Origin of the sequence: Aeromonas sp. DNP9 (assembly GCF_001728955.1) — a bacterium.
GTDB classification, from domain to species: Bacteria; Pseudomonadota; Gammaproteobacteria; order Enterobacterales; family Aeromonadaceae; genus Aeromonas; species Aeromonas veronii.
Map to the genome: position 1 here is coordinate 1 of NZ_LYSQ01000029.1, position 15364 is coordinate 15364.

Annotated in this window: 11 protein-coding genes and 1 riboswitch; of the genes, 6 read left to right on the forward strand and 5 right to left on the reverse strand. The window is 59.4% G+C overall.

Features of this window, described 5'->3' with window-relative positions:
• Positions 1-66: 66 nt before the first annotated feature.
• Positions 67-2256, reverse strand: a complete 2190-nt coding sequence (locus tag A9G06_RS18205; RefSeq protein WP_069556148.1) for an immunoglobulin-like domain-containing protein — start codon at positions 2254-2256, stop codon at positions 67-69.
• Between the two features lie 54 nt (positions 2257-2310).
• A riboswitch (cyclic di-GMP riboswitch) is annotated at positions 2311-2396 on the reverse strand.
• Between the two features lie 424 nt (positions 2397-2820).
• Here A9G06_RS18205 and prlC point away from each other — a divergent pair.
• Positions 2821-4863 (forward strand): oligopeptidase A, encoded by a 2043-nt coding sequence (prlC, locus tag A9G06_RS18210; RefSeq protein WP_069556149.1) that lies wholly within the window; start codon positions 2821-2823, stop codon positions 4861-4863.
• A 207-nt stretch (positions 4864-5070) separates the two neighbouring features.
• Positions 5071-7617: a bifunctional diguanylate cyclase/phosphodiesterase gene (locus A9G06_RS18215; protein ID WP_069556150.1), complete on the forward strand. Its 2547-nt coding sequence runs from the start codon at positions 5071-5073 to the stop codon at positions 7615-7617.
• Between the two features lie 6 nt (positions 7618-7623).
• Here the strand turns inward: A9G06_RS18215 and A9G06_RS18220 are convergent, their stop codons facing one another.
• A complete protein-coding gene (locus A9G06_RS18220) occupies positions 7624-8364 on the reverse strand; it encodes an ABC transporter substrate-binding protein (RefSeq protein ID WP_069556151.1) in 741 nt (246 codons plus the stop codon).
• Positions 8365-8440: 76 nt separating this feature from the next.
• Between A9G06_RS18220 and A9G06_RS18225 the strand changes: the two genes are divergently transcribed.
• Positions 8441-9190 (forward strand): class I SAM-dependent methyltransferase, encoded by a 750-nt coding sequence (locus tag A9G06_RS18225; protein WP_069556152.1) that lies wholly within the window; start codon positions 8441-8443, stop codon positions 9188-9190.
• Positions 9191-9260: 70 nt separating this feature from the next.
• Here A9G06_RS18225 and A9G06_RS18230 read toward each other — a convergent pair whose 3' ends face one another.
• The 3 genes from A9G06_RS18230 to rhlB are packed head-to-tail and all read right to left on the reverse strand — an operon-like array spanning position 9261 to position 12337.
• The gene (locus A9G06_RS18230; protein WP_069556171.1) at positions 9261-9515 is read right to left on the reverse strand and encodes a Rho-binding antiterminator; all 255 of its coding nucleotides are present in this window, start codon (positions 9513-9515) and stop codon (positions 9261-9263) included.
• A 30-nt stretch (positions 9516-9545) separates the two neighbouring features.
• Positions 9546-11036 (reverse strand): guanosine-5'-triphosphate,3'-diphosphate diphosphatase, encoded by a 1491-nt coding sequence (gene gppA / locus A9G06_RS18235; RefSeq protein ID WP_069556153.1) that lies wholly within the window; start codon positions 11034-11036, stop codon positions 9546-9548.
• Positions 11037-11047: 11 nt separating this feature from the next.
• Positions 11048-12337 (reverse strand): ATP-dependent RNA helicase RhlB, encoded by a 1290-nt coding sequence (gene rhlB / locus A9G06_RS18240; RefSeq protein WP_005339414.1) that lies wholly within the window; start codon positions 12335-12337, stop codon positions 11048-11050.
• 113 nt (positions 12338-12450) lie between these two features.
• Between rhlB and trxA the strand changes: the two genes are divergently transcribed.
• The 3 genes from trxA to A9G06_RS18255 all read left to right on the forward strand — a co-directional run bounded on the left by trxA (position 12451) and on the right by A9G06_RS18255 (position 15348).
• Positions 12451-12777: a thioredoxin TrxA gene (gene trxA / locus A9G06_RS18245; RefSeq protein ID WP_005339416.1), complete on the forward strand. Its 327-nt coding sequence runs from the start codon at positions 12451-12453 to the stop codon at positions 12775-12777.
• Positions 12778-12981: 204 nt separating this feature from the next.
• Positions 12982-14247: a transcription termination factor Rho gene (rho, locus tag A9G06_RS18250; protein WP_005339417.1), complete on the forward strand. Its 1266-nt coding sequence runs from the start codon at positions 12982-12984 to the stop codon at positions 14245-14247.
• Between the two features lie 108 nt (positions 14248-14355).
• Positions 14356-15348, forward strand: a complete 993-nt coding sequence (locus tag A9G06_RS18255; protein ID WP_069556154.1) for a hypothetical protein — start codon at positions 14356-14358, stop codon at positions 15346-15348.
• Positions 15349-15364: the final 16 nt, after the last annotated feature.

The following is a 15364-nucleotide window of genomic DNA, read 5'->3' on the forward strand; positions in this document are numbered from 1 at the left end:
ATGAATACAGCTCTCTTCATATTGATATGGGGGAGCATTGCTCCCCCGTATCAATCGGCGACAAGGTCAGAGCTTGATCCAGGCATCGCTCCAGGCTGTGCTGGTACCCGGCGCATAGTGGCTGGTCGAGCCGCCACACCAGCCGCTGTAAGGCCAGGGTTTGCACTCGTAGTTGCCACCGGCATTGCTGACCCGATCACCGGCCTGATAGCTGGTATTGGGGGCATAGGCCGGGTAGTCGCCCTCGCCACCGCCGCTGCTCTGCTCGGTCAGCGCAACCGGGAAGCGCTGTACCACCGGCTGCTGGCCGTCCGCCAGACCTGTGATAACCACGTCGTAGCTGCCATCGGTGACATTGCTGCCCTGTAGCACCAGGGTGCTGGTGCCGTTCACCTGGCTGCTGGTGGTACCGTGGCTGTGGCCGCTCTGCTCCAGCGTGGCAGAGATCTGCACCGGGTTGGCGGTGGTGATGTTGAAGCGGATGGAGACCTGACCGTTAACTATGGTGTAGTCGGAACCCATGGCGCTGACAGTGAAGTCGCTGCTGCCTTCTGCGGGTGGCGTTGTGCCGCCGCAGTCGCTGTCGCCCTGTACACGCCAGACGCCCCAGTCACCCGTGGTGCCCGGCTCTTCGTTCTGGGTCCACCAGCCTGCCAGCCAGTTCTTGCCGTTGTGGCTGACGATGTCGCCGCCCACGTAGACCTTCTTGGCGTCCCAGCTGTTTTCACAGACGGCGCCCTGCTCCCTGACGGTCACGTTGCGCTGCTGGGTTACCTGCTGACCGGCGCTGTCGCTCACCTGATAGGTGAGGGTGTAGCGGCCGACCTTGCTGCTATCGACGCTGCCGCTGACCTTGATTTGGGCGGTCAGGTCGCCATCTTCTTCATCATGGGCACTGACGCCGGTCATCGGATCGAAGGGGGTACCCAGCTCCAGCGTGGTGTCGGTGACGCCGCTGAATACCGGTTTCATGCTGTAGACCTCGATGGTTCGTACTTGCTCGGTGACGTTGTTGTCGCGATCGCTCACCTTGTAGGTGAGGGGGTAGAGGCCGATGCGCTGGCCGTCTACCGAGCCTTCTACCTGGATCTGGCCAGTCAGGTCGCCATCTTCCTTGTCGTTGGCGCTGACACCGGCCAGCGGATCAAAGGCGGTGCCCTGCTTGATGCGGGCATCGCTCAGGCCGCTGAACACCGGCTTGCCGTTGTCGTCCGGGGGCGTGATCTCCTGATCGTGGATGAAGGGGCCGTAGCTCTTGATGAAGGATTCGTTGTAGGACTGACCGGCGGCGTTGCGGCCCATGTCCCAGTTGATGGACCAGGTCATCACGCCACGCAGCGGTTGCCCCTCGCTCTTCAGGCGGTTGAAGGCGTTGTAGAGCTTCTGCGGATCCTGCACATAGCCGGTGGCGGCGGCGTCGATGTTGGTCGGAATGCCGAACACCAGCTTGTCATGGGGGATCTTGTAGAAGCCGCGGGTACCGTTGCTCAGCGAATCCGCCATGTAGTAGATGAACTCTTCTTTCAGGGCATCGTTATTCTGGGCAATCCAGCCGATGCCATCGATGTAGATACCGTCGCCACCCTGGTTGTAGAACTGGGGGTTGATCCAGTCGTAGTACCCTTCCAGATTGCGGATATAGGGGATGTAGGCGCCAGTCTGGGTCAGATAGGGGAACTCTGGCGCCATGGTGATGAGGAAGTTTTTCCCCTGGGCGCGGTAGTGATCCTTGACCAGACGCAGGGCCGCCGGGATCACGGTCTGGTTGTCGGCGGCGGTGATGGCGGCCTGTTCCAGATCGATATCCAGCCCGTCGAAGCCATAGGTCTCCACCAGACGGATGATCTCGTCGGCAAAGGCCTGTTCCTGACCCTTGCGCAGCTCGATGTGCGCATCGGCACCGCCCAGCGCCAGCAGCACGGCACGGCCCTGACGGTTCAGCTCGGCGATCTGCTCGATAAACTGGCTTTCGCTCATGCCGATGGCCGGGTCGAGCTTGAAGGTGGGGATGGGATCGCTGCCATAGACCTTCATGAAGGAGACATCGACCACGTTGTATTGCGGGTTGACCTGATCGAGCTTGACGCAGGGGGCGATACCGCCCTTGTAGCCCGAGCCGTCACACCAGTTGTGCCAATAGCCGACCACTACGCCGGACTGGGGGTTGACCATCGCCTGACCGGCACTGGTGGCATATGCCATGGGGGCGCCCATGCCGAGCAGGCAGCCCAGCAGGGATAACTTCAATTTGTTCATCTTGATATCTCCATACAGTACAAACGGAGCGTCCAGCTATGGCCGAACGCTCCCGGGGGCAGCCCCGCTGTCATAGGTGTTTTCCCTTAGACCGGTGGCTTTGCGTCGCGCCCTTTCGGGTCGCTTTGCCTTTTTCACCCGATTTCTGTGCAGCACAGAGAATCAAGTGACCTGAGTAACAGGCAGCTTATGATATGCACTTAAAAACAAATTAATCAACGTATGTGCATGATTTGTTTTGGTTATTAATTTGTTGATTAGTTATTTTCCCAGCATGGAAAGGGCCAGAGATACACTGCTGTGACCTACTCCTGTGTTGAGTGGATTTGGTCTGCAGCCTGGTGATTCGAGAGTTGAAAAAGCTGCAAAAAGAGCAAAAAAGTACCCATTATTCATGCTGTTGCCGTCCAGTATCTGGCAGAGAGGTGTTTGAGTTCACAAAGAGGGGAAAACAGTGCCGAGAGGTGGATTCCCGCTTGATTATTGCGTGGCTTGGCCACATGTTAGAAAGCCATACAGAGCTGCTAAAGCGGTCTGTTCAAGACCAAACAAGAGGTAACCGGGATGAATAACCCTTTGCTGACAATGGATTCGCTGCCCCCTTTCAGCCAGATCAAGCCGGAGCAGGTTCAGCCTGCCGTGATTCAGGCGATTGCTGACTGCAAGCAGAAGATCAGCGATGTGCTGGCCCAGCGTGATCCCCATACCTGGGATAGCCTGATTGCCCCACTGGAAGAGGTAAATGACCGCCTGTCACGGATCTGGTCACCGGTCAGCCACCTCAACTCCGTACTCAACAGCGAAGCGCTGCGCGAGGCCCATGACGCCTGCCTGCCGCTGCTCTCCGAATTCCAGACCTATGTCGGTCAGCATGAAGGGCTCTATCAGGCCTATCTGGCCCTCTCCCAGAGCGATGATTTCCCGCTGCTGAGCGGTGCCCAGCGCAAGGAGATCCAGAATACCCTGCGCGACTTCCGCCTCTCCGGCATCGGTCTGCCTGCCGAGGCGCAGCAGCGTTACGGCGAAATTCAGGCCCGCCTCTCCGAGCTGGCCTCCCGTTTCAGCAACAACGTGCTGGATGCCACCCAGGGCTGGAACAAGCTGGTGGCCGATGAAGCCGAACTGGCCGGTTTGCCCGACAGCGTGCGTGCCGCTGCCCGTCAGATGGCCGAGCTCAAGGGCAAAGAGGGGTGGCTGTTCACCCTGGATATCCCCTCTTATCTGCCGGTGATGATGTATGCCGACAACCGCGAATTGCGCGCCGAGATGTATGAGGCTTTCACCACCCGCGCCTCCGATCAGGGGCCCAATGGCGGCAAGTGGGACAACTCCGCCATCATGACCGAGCTCCTCGCCCTGCGACGCGAACTGGCTCAGCTGCTGGGCTTTGCCAACTATGCCGAGCTCTCCTTGGCGACCAAGATGGCCGACAAGACCAGTCAGGTGGTGGATTTCCTCACCGATCTGGCGGCCAAATCCCTGCCGCAAGGCAAAGCCGAGCTGGAAGAGATCCGCGCCTTCGCCGCCGAACAACACGGCCAGAGCGAGCTGGCGGCCTGGGATCTCGCCTACTACGCCGAGAAGCTCAAGCAGCACAAGTTCTCCATCTCCGATGAGCAGCTGCGCCCCTACTTCCCCGCCAGCAAGGTGGTGAAGGGGTTGTTCGAAGTGGTGAAGCGGGTGTTCGGCATGAAGGTGCGCGAGCGCCTCGGCATCGACACCTGGCACCCGGACGTGCGCTTCTACGACATCTTCGATGCCGACGACGAGCTGCGCGGCAGCTTCTATCTCGACCTCTACGCCCGCGAGCACAAGCAGGGCGGCGCCTGGATGGATGTCTGTCTGGGTCGTCGCTACCGTCAGGATGGCTCGCTGCAAAAGCCGGTGGCCTACCTGACCTGCAACTTCAACGGCCCGGTGGATGGCAAGCCTGCACTGTTCACCCACAACGAAGTGGTCACCCTGTTCCATGAGTTTGGCCACGGCATTCACCACATGCTGACCCGCATCGATGTGGCCGGTGTAGCCGGTATCAACGGCGTGGCCTGGGATGCGGTGGAGCTGCCGAGCCAGTTCCTCGAGAACTGGTGCTGGGAGTCCGAGGCGCTGGCCTTTATCTCCGGCCACTACGAGACCGGCGAGCCGCTGCCTGCCGATCTGCTGGAGAAGATGCTGACCGCCCGCAACTTCCAGGCGGCGATGCAGATGCTGCGTCAGCTGGAATTCGCCCTGTTCGACTTCCGCCTGCATCAGGAGTTTGATCCGGCCAATCCGGCGCAGCTCCCGGCGCTGCTGGATGAGGTGCGCAGTCAGGTAGCTGTGATGACGCCGCCAGCGTTCAACCGCTTCCAGCACAGCTTCTCCCACATCTTCGCGGGCGGCTATGCGGCGGGCTACTACAGCTACAAATGGGCCGAGGTGCTTTCTGCCGATGCCTTCTCCCGCTTCGAGGAGGAGGGGATCTTCAACCCGGCGACCGGCCAATCCTTCCTGAAGAATATTCTGGAGAAGGGAGGCTCGAAGGAGCCGATGGAGCTGTTCCGAGCCTTCCGTGGTCGTGAGCCCAAGGTGGATGCGCTGTTGCGACACAGCGGGATCGCTGCCTGAGAGTCCTGACCCGCCGCCTGTGTGAGCTTCAAGCAGGTACACTGTTTTGCGGCATAGTGGGATCGAGTCGTGATTTCTGCGACAAAAAGGGACCTTTTGGTCCCTTTTTTCAAGGCTTTTTAATATCTTGCTGATTGCATATTTGCACTGCCCACGGCTCTTCAGTAGAGTCGTGTTCTAACCTTCAAGGAGAGAAAGCCACTTGCCATGAGGCGAGCACTCGATTCCGTCTATCAAATCATCTCAAGTCTGGCTCATTCGAGCGGCCAGGGATATTTCGATACTTTTGTGAGTGAAATCGCCGCAGCAGTGATGGCTGATGTCGTCCTGATCGCCAGCAGGGAATCAAATGCTACCCACCTGACGGTTCAGGCTGCCCATCCCTCCTCTCTTGACCCCGATACCCTGACGCTGCCAATCACTGACTCTCCCGATGCCATTACCTGGCAGGAGGGGGAAGCCTGGTTCAGCGATCGTCTGTTGCAGCTGTTCCCCGCGATGCCGCTTGCCGATGCGTGGCAGGCCCAGGCCTACGCCGGGATCGCCCTCAAGGATGCGGATGGCGAGACCATAGGCATCTGCTGCCTGCTCTATCGTCAGCCGCAGGCCAATATGACCAAGGTGATGGGGCTGCTCCGGTTGCTGGGGCCGCTGGCCGGTCGCGAACTGGCGCTGATGCTGCAACGCCAGCTGCCGCAACTCTTGCCTGATACCCCCCATGTGCTGCAGAGCATGCTGTTTCAGGCCCCGGTGGGGATCGGCAAGCTCGATCTCACCGGCCGCATTCTCTGGGCCAACCCGGCCATAGAGAAGATGTTGGGTTATCCCCTCGACGAGCTGCTTCATCGATCCATCTCCGACATCAATCACCCGGAGGATTGGCAGCGCAGCCTTGAGTGCTACGAAGAGATCCGGCGTGGCGAGCGCAGCAGTTTCACCCAGGAGAAGCGCTACTTCTGCAAGGGGGGCGAGATCCTGTGGGGGCGGGTAACTGTCACACTGATCCGCGATGAACAACAGCAGCCGGACTACCTGATGGTGCTGCTGGAGAATATCGATCCCCTCAAGCGCCATGCGGAGCAGCTCAAGCTCTCTCACCGGGTCTACGACAACCTCTCCGAGGCGATTCTGGTGTGCGATGCCGACAGCCGCATCATCTCGGTCAACCCGGCCTTCGAGCAGATCACCGGCTACAGCAGTGACGAGGTGCGGGGTCAGCGTCCCAGCATGCTCAAGTCGGGGCTGCACGATCAGACCTTCTATGCCGACATGTACCACGCGCTGGAGCGGGTGGGGGGGTGGCGTGGTGAGGTGTGGAACAAGCGCAAGAACGGCAAGCTCTATCCGCAGCAGCTGATGATCAGCACTCTGCGCGAAGCCGGCAAAATCCAGCAATATATCGCCATTTTCAGCGATCTTTCCCAGACCAAGGTGGCCGAGCAGAAGATCGCGACCCAGGCCAACTACGACAACCTCACCAGCCTGCCCAACCGCTGGCTGTTTGGCCGCTGCCTCACCCGTTTCTGCGAGCGGGGCGAGCGCTTCGCGCTCATGGTGCTCGACCTCAACAACTTCAAGGCGGTCAACAACAGCATGGATCACCATGCTGGCGATGCCCTGCTGCGGGAGGTCTCGGATCGACTGGTGAGCCGGGTGCGCACCGAAGATCTGGTGGCCCGTATCGGTGGCGACGAGTTCGCGTTTCTGGTGCCCGGCATCGTCACCCGCCGTCAGGCCGAGGTGTTTGCCAAGCAGGTGATCGGCAGCTTTGCCCGTCCCTTTATGCTGGCCAACCAGCATCTCTATGTGACCGCGACCATCGGCATGACTCTTTGTCCGGTCGATGGCAGCGAGAGCGACGAGCTGCTGCGCAACGCCGAACAGGCGCTGTTTGCGGCCAAGCGGCAGGGAAGGTTGCTCGGAGCCTACTGCTCATCCATGCGGGAAGAGGTACGCCAGCGCCACCAGATGCAGCAGGATCTAGCCGAAGCGATCAAGCTGGAGCAGCTGACCATGGCCTACCAGCCCATCTGGGACAATCGCAGCGGACGGGTCGCCAAGCTGGAGGCGTTAGTGCGCTGGTATCACCCCCAATGGGGACAGGTCTCCCCTGCCGAGTTCATTCCGCTGGCGGAAGAGGCTGGCCTGATTCAGGGGCTGGGGGCGCTGGTATTGTGGCAGTCGTGCCGGGATCTGGCACGATTGCAGCAGTCCGGCTTCCCGGATCTGCAGATGTCGATCAACCGCTCCACCATGGAGTTCCAGACCATTGACCCAGAGGCGAGCGAGTGGCTCAAGGTGATCCAGCACTTCGGGCTCGATCCTGCCGACATCGTCATCGAAATCACCGAATCTCTGCTGATGGAGAGCAGTGATCAGCACAGGGTGCGGATCGATGCCCTGCGCGAGGCGGGTTGCAAGCTGGCCATCGACGATTTCGGTACCGGCTACTCGGCCCTCAACTATCTGCGCACCTTCCCGGTCGATCTGGTCAAGATCGACCGCTCCTTCGTGCGCCATATCCCCTTCAATGAGCAGGATCGGATGCTGCTCGACGGCATCATCAACATAGTGCACAACCTGGGCATGCAGGTGGTGATTGAGGGGGTAGAGACCCGCGAGCAGCTCAACTTCCTATGCCAGAAGGGGTGTGCCTTCACCCAGGGTTATCTGCTCAGCCGTCCGCTGGCCTATGACGATCTCACCGAATATCTGCAGCTCAATGACAAAGGGATGTTTCTGCAGATCAGCTAGTGGCGCTCACTCCTTTGATGTCATCTGTTCCTGTTTGGTTTTCAATGTCCGGTAATCCTCGCCGAGATAGCGCAGATAGATGCGATCCAGTACTCCCTCATCCTGCATCTGTTGCAGCGCCTTGTTGTAGGCAGGCAGCAGGTCAGCCTTCTGTTTGCCAAAACAGAGGTAGAGTGGCGTCGAATCGATAAAGGGGGTGAGGGCGCGGATCCTGACGTCCTGCTCCCTCGACAGAATGGGGGCAGAGAAGTAGTCCAGGATGATCATATCGACCCGGCTCTTTTCCAGCATCAGTAGCAGCTGTTTGTCGGAGTGAACCTTGATGGGCTCCCAGCCAGTGAAGCTCCTGATCTTGGCCGTGTAGTCATACCCTCTGACCATTCCTACTTTCAGCCCCTTGGCCATCTCCCACGAGAAGTTCTGTAACGGACTGTCGGTACGCACATAGGCGGCCAGAGGATAGAAGGCGGTGGCAAGGTCAGAGTGATAGCAACCAGGGAGAGGGGCATTGTCGAGAATGCCATCCGCCAGCTGGGTGCTGACATATTGCTCGCAGCGCCCCCAAGGCAGTTCAAGCAGGGTGAGGTTCATGCCAAGGCGGCGCGCCACCTCTTGATGGATCTCCACCGAAATGCCCTCTTTCAGGTTGCCCTGTTCGGCATAGGAAAAGGGAGGCCAGTCTACGCCGCAGACCTTCAGGTTTGTGCCGCTCTGGGCGGCGAGGAGCAGGGCAATGAACAGGTTCATGGGATTTCCTCCCTACAGCGACTTGAAGGGGCTGTGGTACACTCGGTTCACTGAACTTAGAACGCATCCAAAGACCATGCAAATCCTCCTCGAAGACCCCGCCAAGGCCGCGCAGGCAGACGCGCTGGCCAGCCAGCTTGCCCAGCTCGACCTTCCCCAGTTTGCCCTGGTGTTTACCCCGGAACGGTTGGAGCTGCGCAAGCTGGACGAGCCCAAGCTGGGTGCCGTCTATGTGGACTTCGTGGAAGGGGCGGTGGCACATCGTCGCAAGTTTGGTGGCGGTCGCGGTCAATCCATCGCCAAGGCGGTGGGGCTCAAGGCCGGTGCCACACCAACCGTGGTGGATGCTACCGCCGGGCTGGGGCGCGATGCCTTCGTGCTCGCCTCCCTCGGTTGCAAGGTGACCCTGATCGAACGCAGCCCTGCGGTGGCTGCTCTGTTGCAGGATGGGCTGGCGCGGGCGGCACAGGATCCCGAGATTGGCCCCTGGGTCAGCGAGCGGATGCACCTGCTGCAAGGCCCGGCGGTGGACAACCTGCTGGCGTTGCCGGAGCGGCCCGAGGTGATCTACCTCGACCCCATGTTCCCGCACAAGCAGAAGTCAGCGTTGGTGAAAAAGGAGATGCGGGTGTTCCAGTCGTTGGTGGGGCCGGATCTTGACGCCGATGCTCTGCTGCCAGCTGCGCTTCAAATGGCAGAGAAGCGGGTGGTGGTGAAGCGGCCGGACTACGCCGGCTGGCTCAACGAGCAGAAGCCCAGCATGGCCATTGAGACCAAGAGCAACCGCTTCGATGTCTATGTGATGGCGGCGCTGGCGGCGAGTTAACAGCCGGTGCGAGTTGCGGATGCATAAAGGAGGGCCAACGTCATGTTGGCCCTCCTTTTTCGTACTGGGTTCAGTTGGTTGGCGCGAAGCGGATCAGCTTCTCTTCCCCTTGCCAGTGCAGGCGCAGGGTCGCTAGTTCTGCCAGACTGAGCCGCTCGCCACTGTGCAGCAACAGATACTCGACCCCTTCGCTGGCTTCGATAGTGCGGATCTTGTCATCCCATTGGCGATCATCGCGGCCGGTGAGGGTCACCGGCAGTTGCCAGCTGGCAGCAATTTCCAGCCAGTCGTAGAGATCGCAGCTGATGGGTTGATAATCCGGCATGATCGGCTCCAAAACAGGCAGGTTGCTGAGTCAGGCTTCCTGTACGCGGGTCGGCCAGCCCATCTTCTGCTGGCGCTCCACTTCAAAGCGCAGCTCGCTGGCGCGCAGGTAGTGTTCATCCATCCAGCCCTTGGGCAGGGTCAGGGTCAGTGACTCCTCTTCTGCCTGCAGGGTGAAGCTGGGTACTGTGCCCTGGGTGCGGCGCATGCAGAGAATCAGTGCGATGCGCAGGATGCGGGCCAGCCGGATCGCCTGACGACCGGTGACGGCACCCTGTTTCTCCAGTGGTTCCAGCTTGAATTCGTCCCGCTGGTTGAACAGCAGGGCCGACAACAGCTTCTTTTGCGCAGGGGTAAAGCCCGGCATGTCGATGTTGTCGATGATATAGGCGGCGTGTTGCGGCGCCTTCTTGTATTCGATACAGAGGCCGATCTCGTGCAGTAGCGCGGCATAACGCAAGATTGGGCGGCCGTAGCGTTTGGAGAGTCGCCATGCCGGTTGCAGCTGGTTGAACGCCTCGACAGCGGTATCGCGCACCCGTTCGGCGTGCTCTTTATCCAGCTGATAGCGGCTGATCAGGCTGTCGGCGGTGCGATCCCGGGCATCACAGTCGTGATTGTTGCCAAGCAGACCGTAGATCAGTCCTTCACGCAGGGCGCCACCCGCGAGGGTCATGCTCTCGATATCGAGGGTTTCGAAGATGGCGATCAGGATGGCGAGGCCGGAGGGGAACACGGTCAGCCGCTCGGCCGCCAGCCCTTCCAGTTGCAGCCGGTCGAGCTTGCCGCAGGCGATGGCCTGACCCATCAGCTCCTGGAGCTTGGGCAGGGTGACCCGCTCGCTCTTCCCTTGCGCCAGCATGATCTCTTGCAGCGCCTGTACCGTGCCGGAGGCGCCGACGCAGGTGCGCCAGCCGAGGGCGCGGTAATCTTCTACCACCTTCTCCAGCACCGCCTTGGCGGCAGCAATCGCCTGCTCGAAACGGGCTTCAGAGAGCTCGCCATCACCAAAGTGATTGTTGAGCCAGGTGACGCAGCCCATGTGCAGGCTGTTGAGCAGTTTTGCTTCGCTATGTTCGCCGATCACCAGTTCGGTACTGGCACCGCCGATGTCGATCACCAGCCGGTTGCCTTCCCCGGCAGAGGTCCAGGAGACCCCTTCATAGATGGTCTTGGCCTCTTCCTCGCCCGAGATGATCTCGATGCTGTGGTTAAGTACCCGTTCCGCTTCGCTGAGGAACTCATCGACGTTGGTAGCGAGGCGCAAGGTGGCGGTGCCCACCACCCGGATGTTGTCGGCCGGAATGTCCTGCAACTGTTCGGAGAAGAGACGCAGACAGTCCCAGCCCCGCTCCATGGCGGCACGGCTGAGACGAAATTCCGGATCTAGCCCGGCTGCGAGGCGAACCTTGCGCTTGACCTTGGCGACGGTGCGCAGGGCACCGGCGACCTCGCGCACCACCAGCATATGAAAGCTGTTGGAGCCGAGGTCGATAGCGGCATAGAGAGGCGAGTTGTGCAACGGGCCTGTCCTTAGCTCTTGCGCGGCGGACGACGACGGTTGTTGCTGTTGCCACCGCCCTGACGATCCCGCATGTTGCGGTTCACCGGCTGACGGTTGCGGAACACCCGTTTCGGCGGGGTCACGTCATCCAGCAGTGCTTCGCGATCATATTTGCTGACCGGAATGGCGTGGTGGATGTACTCCTCGATGGCCGGCAGGTTGAAGGCATAGTCTTCACAGGCCAGGCTGATGGAGTGACCGCTCTTGCCGGCACGACCGGTACGACCGATACGGTGTACATAGTCTTCGGCGTCATCGGGCAGGTCATAGTTGAAGACGTGGGTCACGTCAGGGATGTGCAGACCACGGGCAGCCACGTCGGTGGCGACCAGAATATCGAGCGCACCCTTGGTGAAATCCTCGAGGATCTTCATCCGCTTTTTCTGCGGCACATCACCGGTCAGCAGACCGACGCGGTGGCCGTCATTCTCCAGCCAGGCATGGACGTCTTCACAGACATGCTTGGTGTTGGCGAAGACGATCGCTTTCTCCGGCCACTCCTCTTCCATCAGGGAGAGCAGCAGCAACATCTTGTCTTCGTTGGAAGGGTAGAACAGCTCCTCCTTGATCCGCACGCCGGTCATCTGCTCAGGCTCGACCTGCACATGTTCCGGGTGGTTCATGTGTTCGTAGGCCAGCTCCTGCACGCGCAGGGAGAGGGTGGCGGAGAACAGCATGCTCAGACGCTCGGTGGCGGGCGGCATGCGGCGGAACAGGAAGCGGATGTCCTTGATGAAGCCCAGATCGAACATGCGATCCGCTTCGTCCAGTACCACGACCTGAATGTTGCTCAGATCGATCACCTTGGACTTGAAGTAGTCGATGATGCGGCCAGTAGTGCCGATCAGGATGTCGACGCCCTGCTCCAGCACGGCCAGCTGCTTGTCGTAACCTTCGCCACCGTAGGCGAGGCCGAGTTTCAGGCCGGTAGAAGCGGCGATGCTGTCGGCATCGTTATAGATCTGTACTGCCAGTTCCCGGGTGGGTGCCATGATGATGGCTCTGGGTTGGTTAACCAGACGGGGCTTAGTCAGCGGGTGAGTCAGCAAATAGTTGAATGTCGCGGCCAGGAAGGCAATGGTCTTGCCGGTTCCTGTCTGGGCCTGACCGGCGAGGTCATGACCTTCTACCAGCAGTGGCAGAGACAGTGCCTGGATGGGGGTGCAATAGTGAAATCCCTTTGATTCCAGACCAGCCAGAACTTCGGGTTCGAGGCCCATTTGGGCGAATTTGTCGGTCGTTAAGTGTGTTTTGCTCATGGCGGTAGGTTATCAGGTTAGGCTTGCAATAATAAACAGGATCATTTCAAATAGGGCAACTATTGCCTTTGTTGATATGTCAATAAAGCCTTAATTACTGACTGGAGTTGGAGATGAGTGACAAGATTGTTCAGCTGAGCGATGCCAGCTTCGAGGCAGATGTAATCAAAGCCGATGGCGCCGTTCTGGTCGACTTCTGGGCCGAGTGGTGTGGTCCGTGCAAGATGATTGCCCCGATCCTGGAAGAAGTTGCCCAAGAGTACGAAGGTCGCGTGACCGTAGCCAAACTGAACATCGACCATAACTCTGATACTCCGCCCAAGTACGGCATTCGTGGTATCCCGACCCTCTTGCTGTTCAAGAATGGCGAAGTGGCAGCGACCAAGGTCGGTGCACTGTCCAAGACTCAGCTGAAAGAGTTCCTGGACGGCAACCTGTAATAATTAAAGAGGAGCGCATTGCAATAATGCGCTCCTTGTGTTTTATCACCTAGACGCTCATCCCGATTGGTGCTAGTTTATCGCTCGTTTGCTAACCTTTTTGCCTGACTCTTTGCTAACCACAGCCTGGCAATCAAATCCGATCAGCATCAATCCAGCAGACTGTCTCCTCATTTCAATCCTTGCTTACAGACTTTCACCACTATGAATCTGACTGAATTAAAGAACACTCCTGTGTCCGAGCTGGTCAAGCTTGGCGAATCCATGGGGTTGGAAAATCTGGCTCGGGCGCACAAGAAAGATATTATTTTTGCAATCCTCAAGGCGCACGCCAAGGGTGGTGAAGATATCTTTGGCGACGGTGTGCTGGAAATCCTGACCGATGGTTTCGGCTTCCTGCGCAGTGCAGACGGCTCCTATCTGGCAGGCCCTGACGATATCTACGTCTCCCCGAGCCAGATCCGCCGCTTCAACTTGCGTACCGGCGATACCATCTCCGGCAAGATCCGGCCTCCGAAAGAGGGCGAACGCTACTTCGCACTGCTCAAGGTCAATGAGGTCAACTACGACCGTCCGGAAAACTCCCGCAACAAGATCCTGTTTGAAAACCTTACCCCCCTGCATGCCAACGAACGTCTGCGTATGGAACGGGGTAACGGCTCTACCGAAGATATTACCGCCCGTGTACTGGACCTGGCTTCCCCCATCGGTAAAGGCCAGCGTGGCCTGATCGTGGCGCCGCCCAAGGCCGGTAAGACCATGCTGCTGCAGAACATCGCCCAGAGCATCGCCTACAACCACCCGGACTGTGAACTGATCGTTCTGCTGATCGACGAGCGTCCGGAAGAAGTGACCGAGATGCAGCGCATGGTGAAAGGTGAAGTGATCGCTTCCACCTTTGACGAACCTGCTTCCCGTCACGTTCAGGTTGCCGAAATGGTGATCGAGAAGGCCAAGCGTTTGGTCGAGCACAAGAAAGACGTGGTAATCCTGCTGGACTCCATCACCCGTCTTGCTCGCGCCTACAACACAGTTATCCCGTCATCCGGCAAGGTACTGACCGGTGGTGTGGACGCCAACGCCCTGCACCGTCCCAAGCGCTTCTTCGGCGCCGCGCGTAATGTTGAGGAGGGCGGCAGCCTGACCATCATCGCTACCGCGCTGATCGATACCGGTTCCAAAATGGACGAGGTTATCTACGAAGAGTTCAAGGGTACCGGCAACATGGAGCTGCACCTCTCGCGCAAGATTGCCGAGAAGCGCGTCTACCCGGCCATCGACATCACCCGCTCAGGCACCCGTAAAGAAGAGCTGCTCACCTCAGGTGACGAGCTGCAGAAGATGTGGATCCTGCGCAAGATTGTCCACCCGATGGGCGAGATCGACGGTATCGAGTTCCTCATCGACAAGCTGGCGATGACCAAGACCAACGACGAGTTCTTCGATGCCATGCGGCGCCAGCAGAAGTAAGTCCGGTCAGAAAATGACGAAACCGCGGCCCTGGTCGCGGTTTTTGCTTATCTGTTTTCCGGTCGCCCTAGTAGTATGAGATCCCGATGTCACATGGATGGAGACGTCATGACGCCTGTTTTCTGGTTATTGCTGGGGTTGCTGAGTGCAATGCCAGCCTGCGCGCAAAGTGCACCGATCGCGGTTACAGCCGAGACGTTGCAGACTCACCAGCGCTATCTGGCAGGCCGTCTGCAGGAGGGGCAATTTGCAGCCATCGACTCTCTGCTGGCGACCCTGAGTCGCGAGCGGCGGGAGTTCCTGCTGTTGCAGCTGCTGCGGGATATTCCCGCGACCACCCCTGCATCCCCTGCGTTGCAACAGTGGGTCGAGGCTCAGGCCGACAAGGCCCCCGAGTGGCTCATGGAGCAGCAGGTCGACGGTTTTCTGGTGCAGCAACCTGTCTATGATTTTGCCGCGCAGGCCCGTCAGTTGCTGGGGGAGTGGCAGCTGCAATCACTGATGCAGCGCTATCGGCAGCAGCTTGCCCAGGGCAGCTTCCAGCTAAAGTCCATCTACTACAGCAGTAACCCCGATCTCGCCATGCAGCAGCAAGCCCTGTTGCTGGCTCTCGACACCTTGCCGCAACCGATCTGGATGCGGGAGGCGCAAGCGCTGGCCAGCCAGAATATCTATCTGCCCGACAATCATCTGTTGTTCCATCTGTTGCAGCGCACTGGCGAACCGGCGCTCTATAGCATGCTGTGGCGGCGGCCGGCAGATCAGGATGCGCTGCGCGCACTCTCTACCATCAACCGCTTCCATCACGGCAGTGCTGCCAGCGATTTGCTGATTGCTGCCAGTGGCAATGAGGGATTGAAGGGAGCCGCCCTGCGCCAACTGAGCGCACTCTCCCCCTTGCCGCCGCAAGCCCAGAAATACCTGCTGGCGGAACTCTCCAACCGTCAATACGGGGCGCTGGTAGCCGGTCTGTTGATGGAGGTGGACGAGCCCCAACTGCTCTCTGCGCTGGCCAGACGCCTCGGCCAGCGTGACGTGCCACCCATTGCACCGAGTCTGCTGCCCGATTCGGGTACACCCGATGGGCAGCCAGGGTTATAATGCGTGACCTCCTGAA

What these genes read in the sequence shown, in the direction of transcription:
- rhlB (WP_005339414.1), bottom strand. Translation starts at nt 12,337, where the DNA reads ATGAGCAAAACACACTTAACGACCGACAAATTCGCCCAAATGGGCCTC.
- A9G06_RS18215 (WP_069556150.1), top strand. Translation starts at nt 5,071, where the DNA reads ATGAGGCGAGCACTCGATTCCGTCTATCAAATCATCTCAAGTCTGGCT.
- A9G06_RS18225 (WP_069556152.1), top strand. Translation starts at nt 8,441, where the DNA reads ATGCAAATCCTCCTCGAAGACCCCGCCAAGGCCGCGCAGGCAGACGCG.
- A9G06_RS18230 (WP_069556171.1), bottom strand. Translation starts at nt 9,515, where the DNA reads ATGCCGGATTATCAACCCATCAGCTGCGATCTCTACGACTGGCTGGAA.
- A9G06_RS18220 (WP_069556151.1), bottom strand. Translation starts at nt 8,364, where the DNA reads ATGAACCTGTTCATTGCCCTGCTCCTCGCCGCCCAGAGCGGCACAAAC.
- trxA (WP_005339416.1), top strand. Translation starts at nt 12,451, where the DNA reads ATGAGTGACAAGATTGTTCAGCTGAGCGATGCCAGCTTCGAGGCAGAT.
- A9G06_RS18205 (WP_069556148.1), bottom strand. Translation starts at nt 2,256, where the DNA reads ATGAACAAATTGAAGTTATCCCTGCTGGGCTGCCTGCTCGGCATGGGC.
- rho (WP_005339417.1), top strand. Translation starts at nt 12,982, where the DNA reads ATGAATCTGACTGAATTAAAGAACACTCCTGTGTCCGAGCTGGTCAAG.
- A9G06_RS18255 (WP_069556154.1), top strand. Translation starts at nt 14,356, where the DNA reads ATGACGCCTGTTTTCTGGTTATTGCTGGGGTTGCTGAGTGCAATGCCA.
- prlC (WP_069556149.1), top strand. Translation starts at nt 2,821, where the DNA reads ATGAATAACCCTTTGCTGACAATGGATTCGCTGCCCCCTTTCAGCCAG.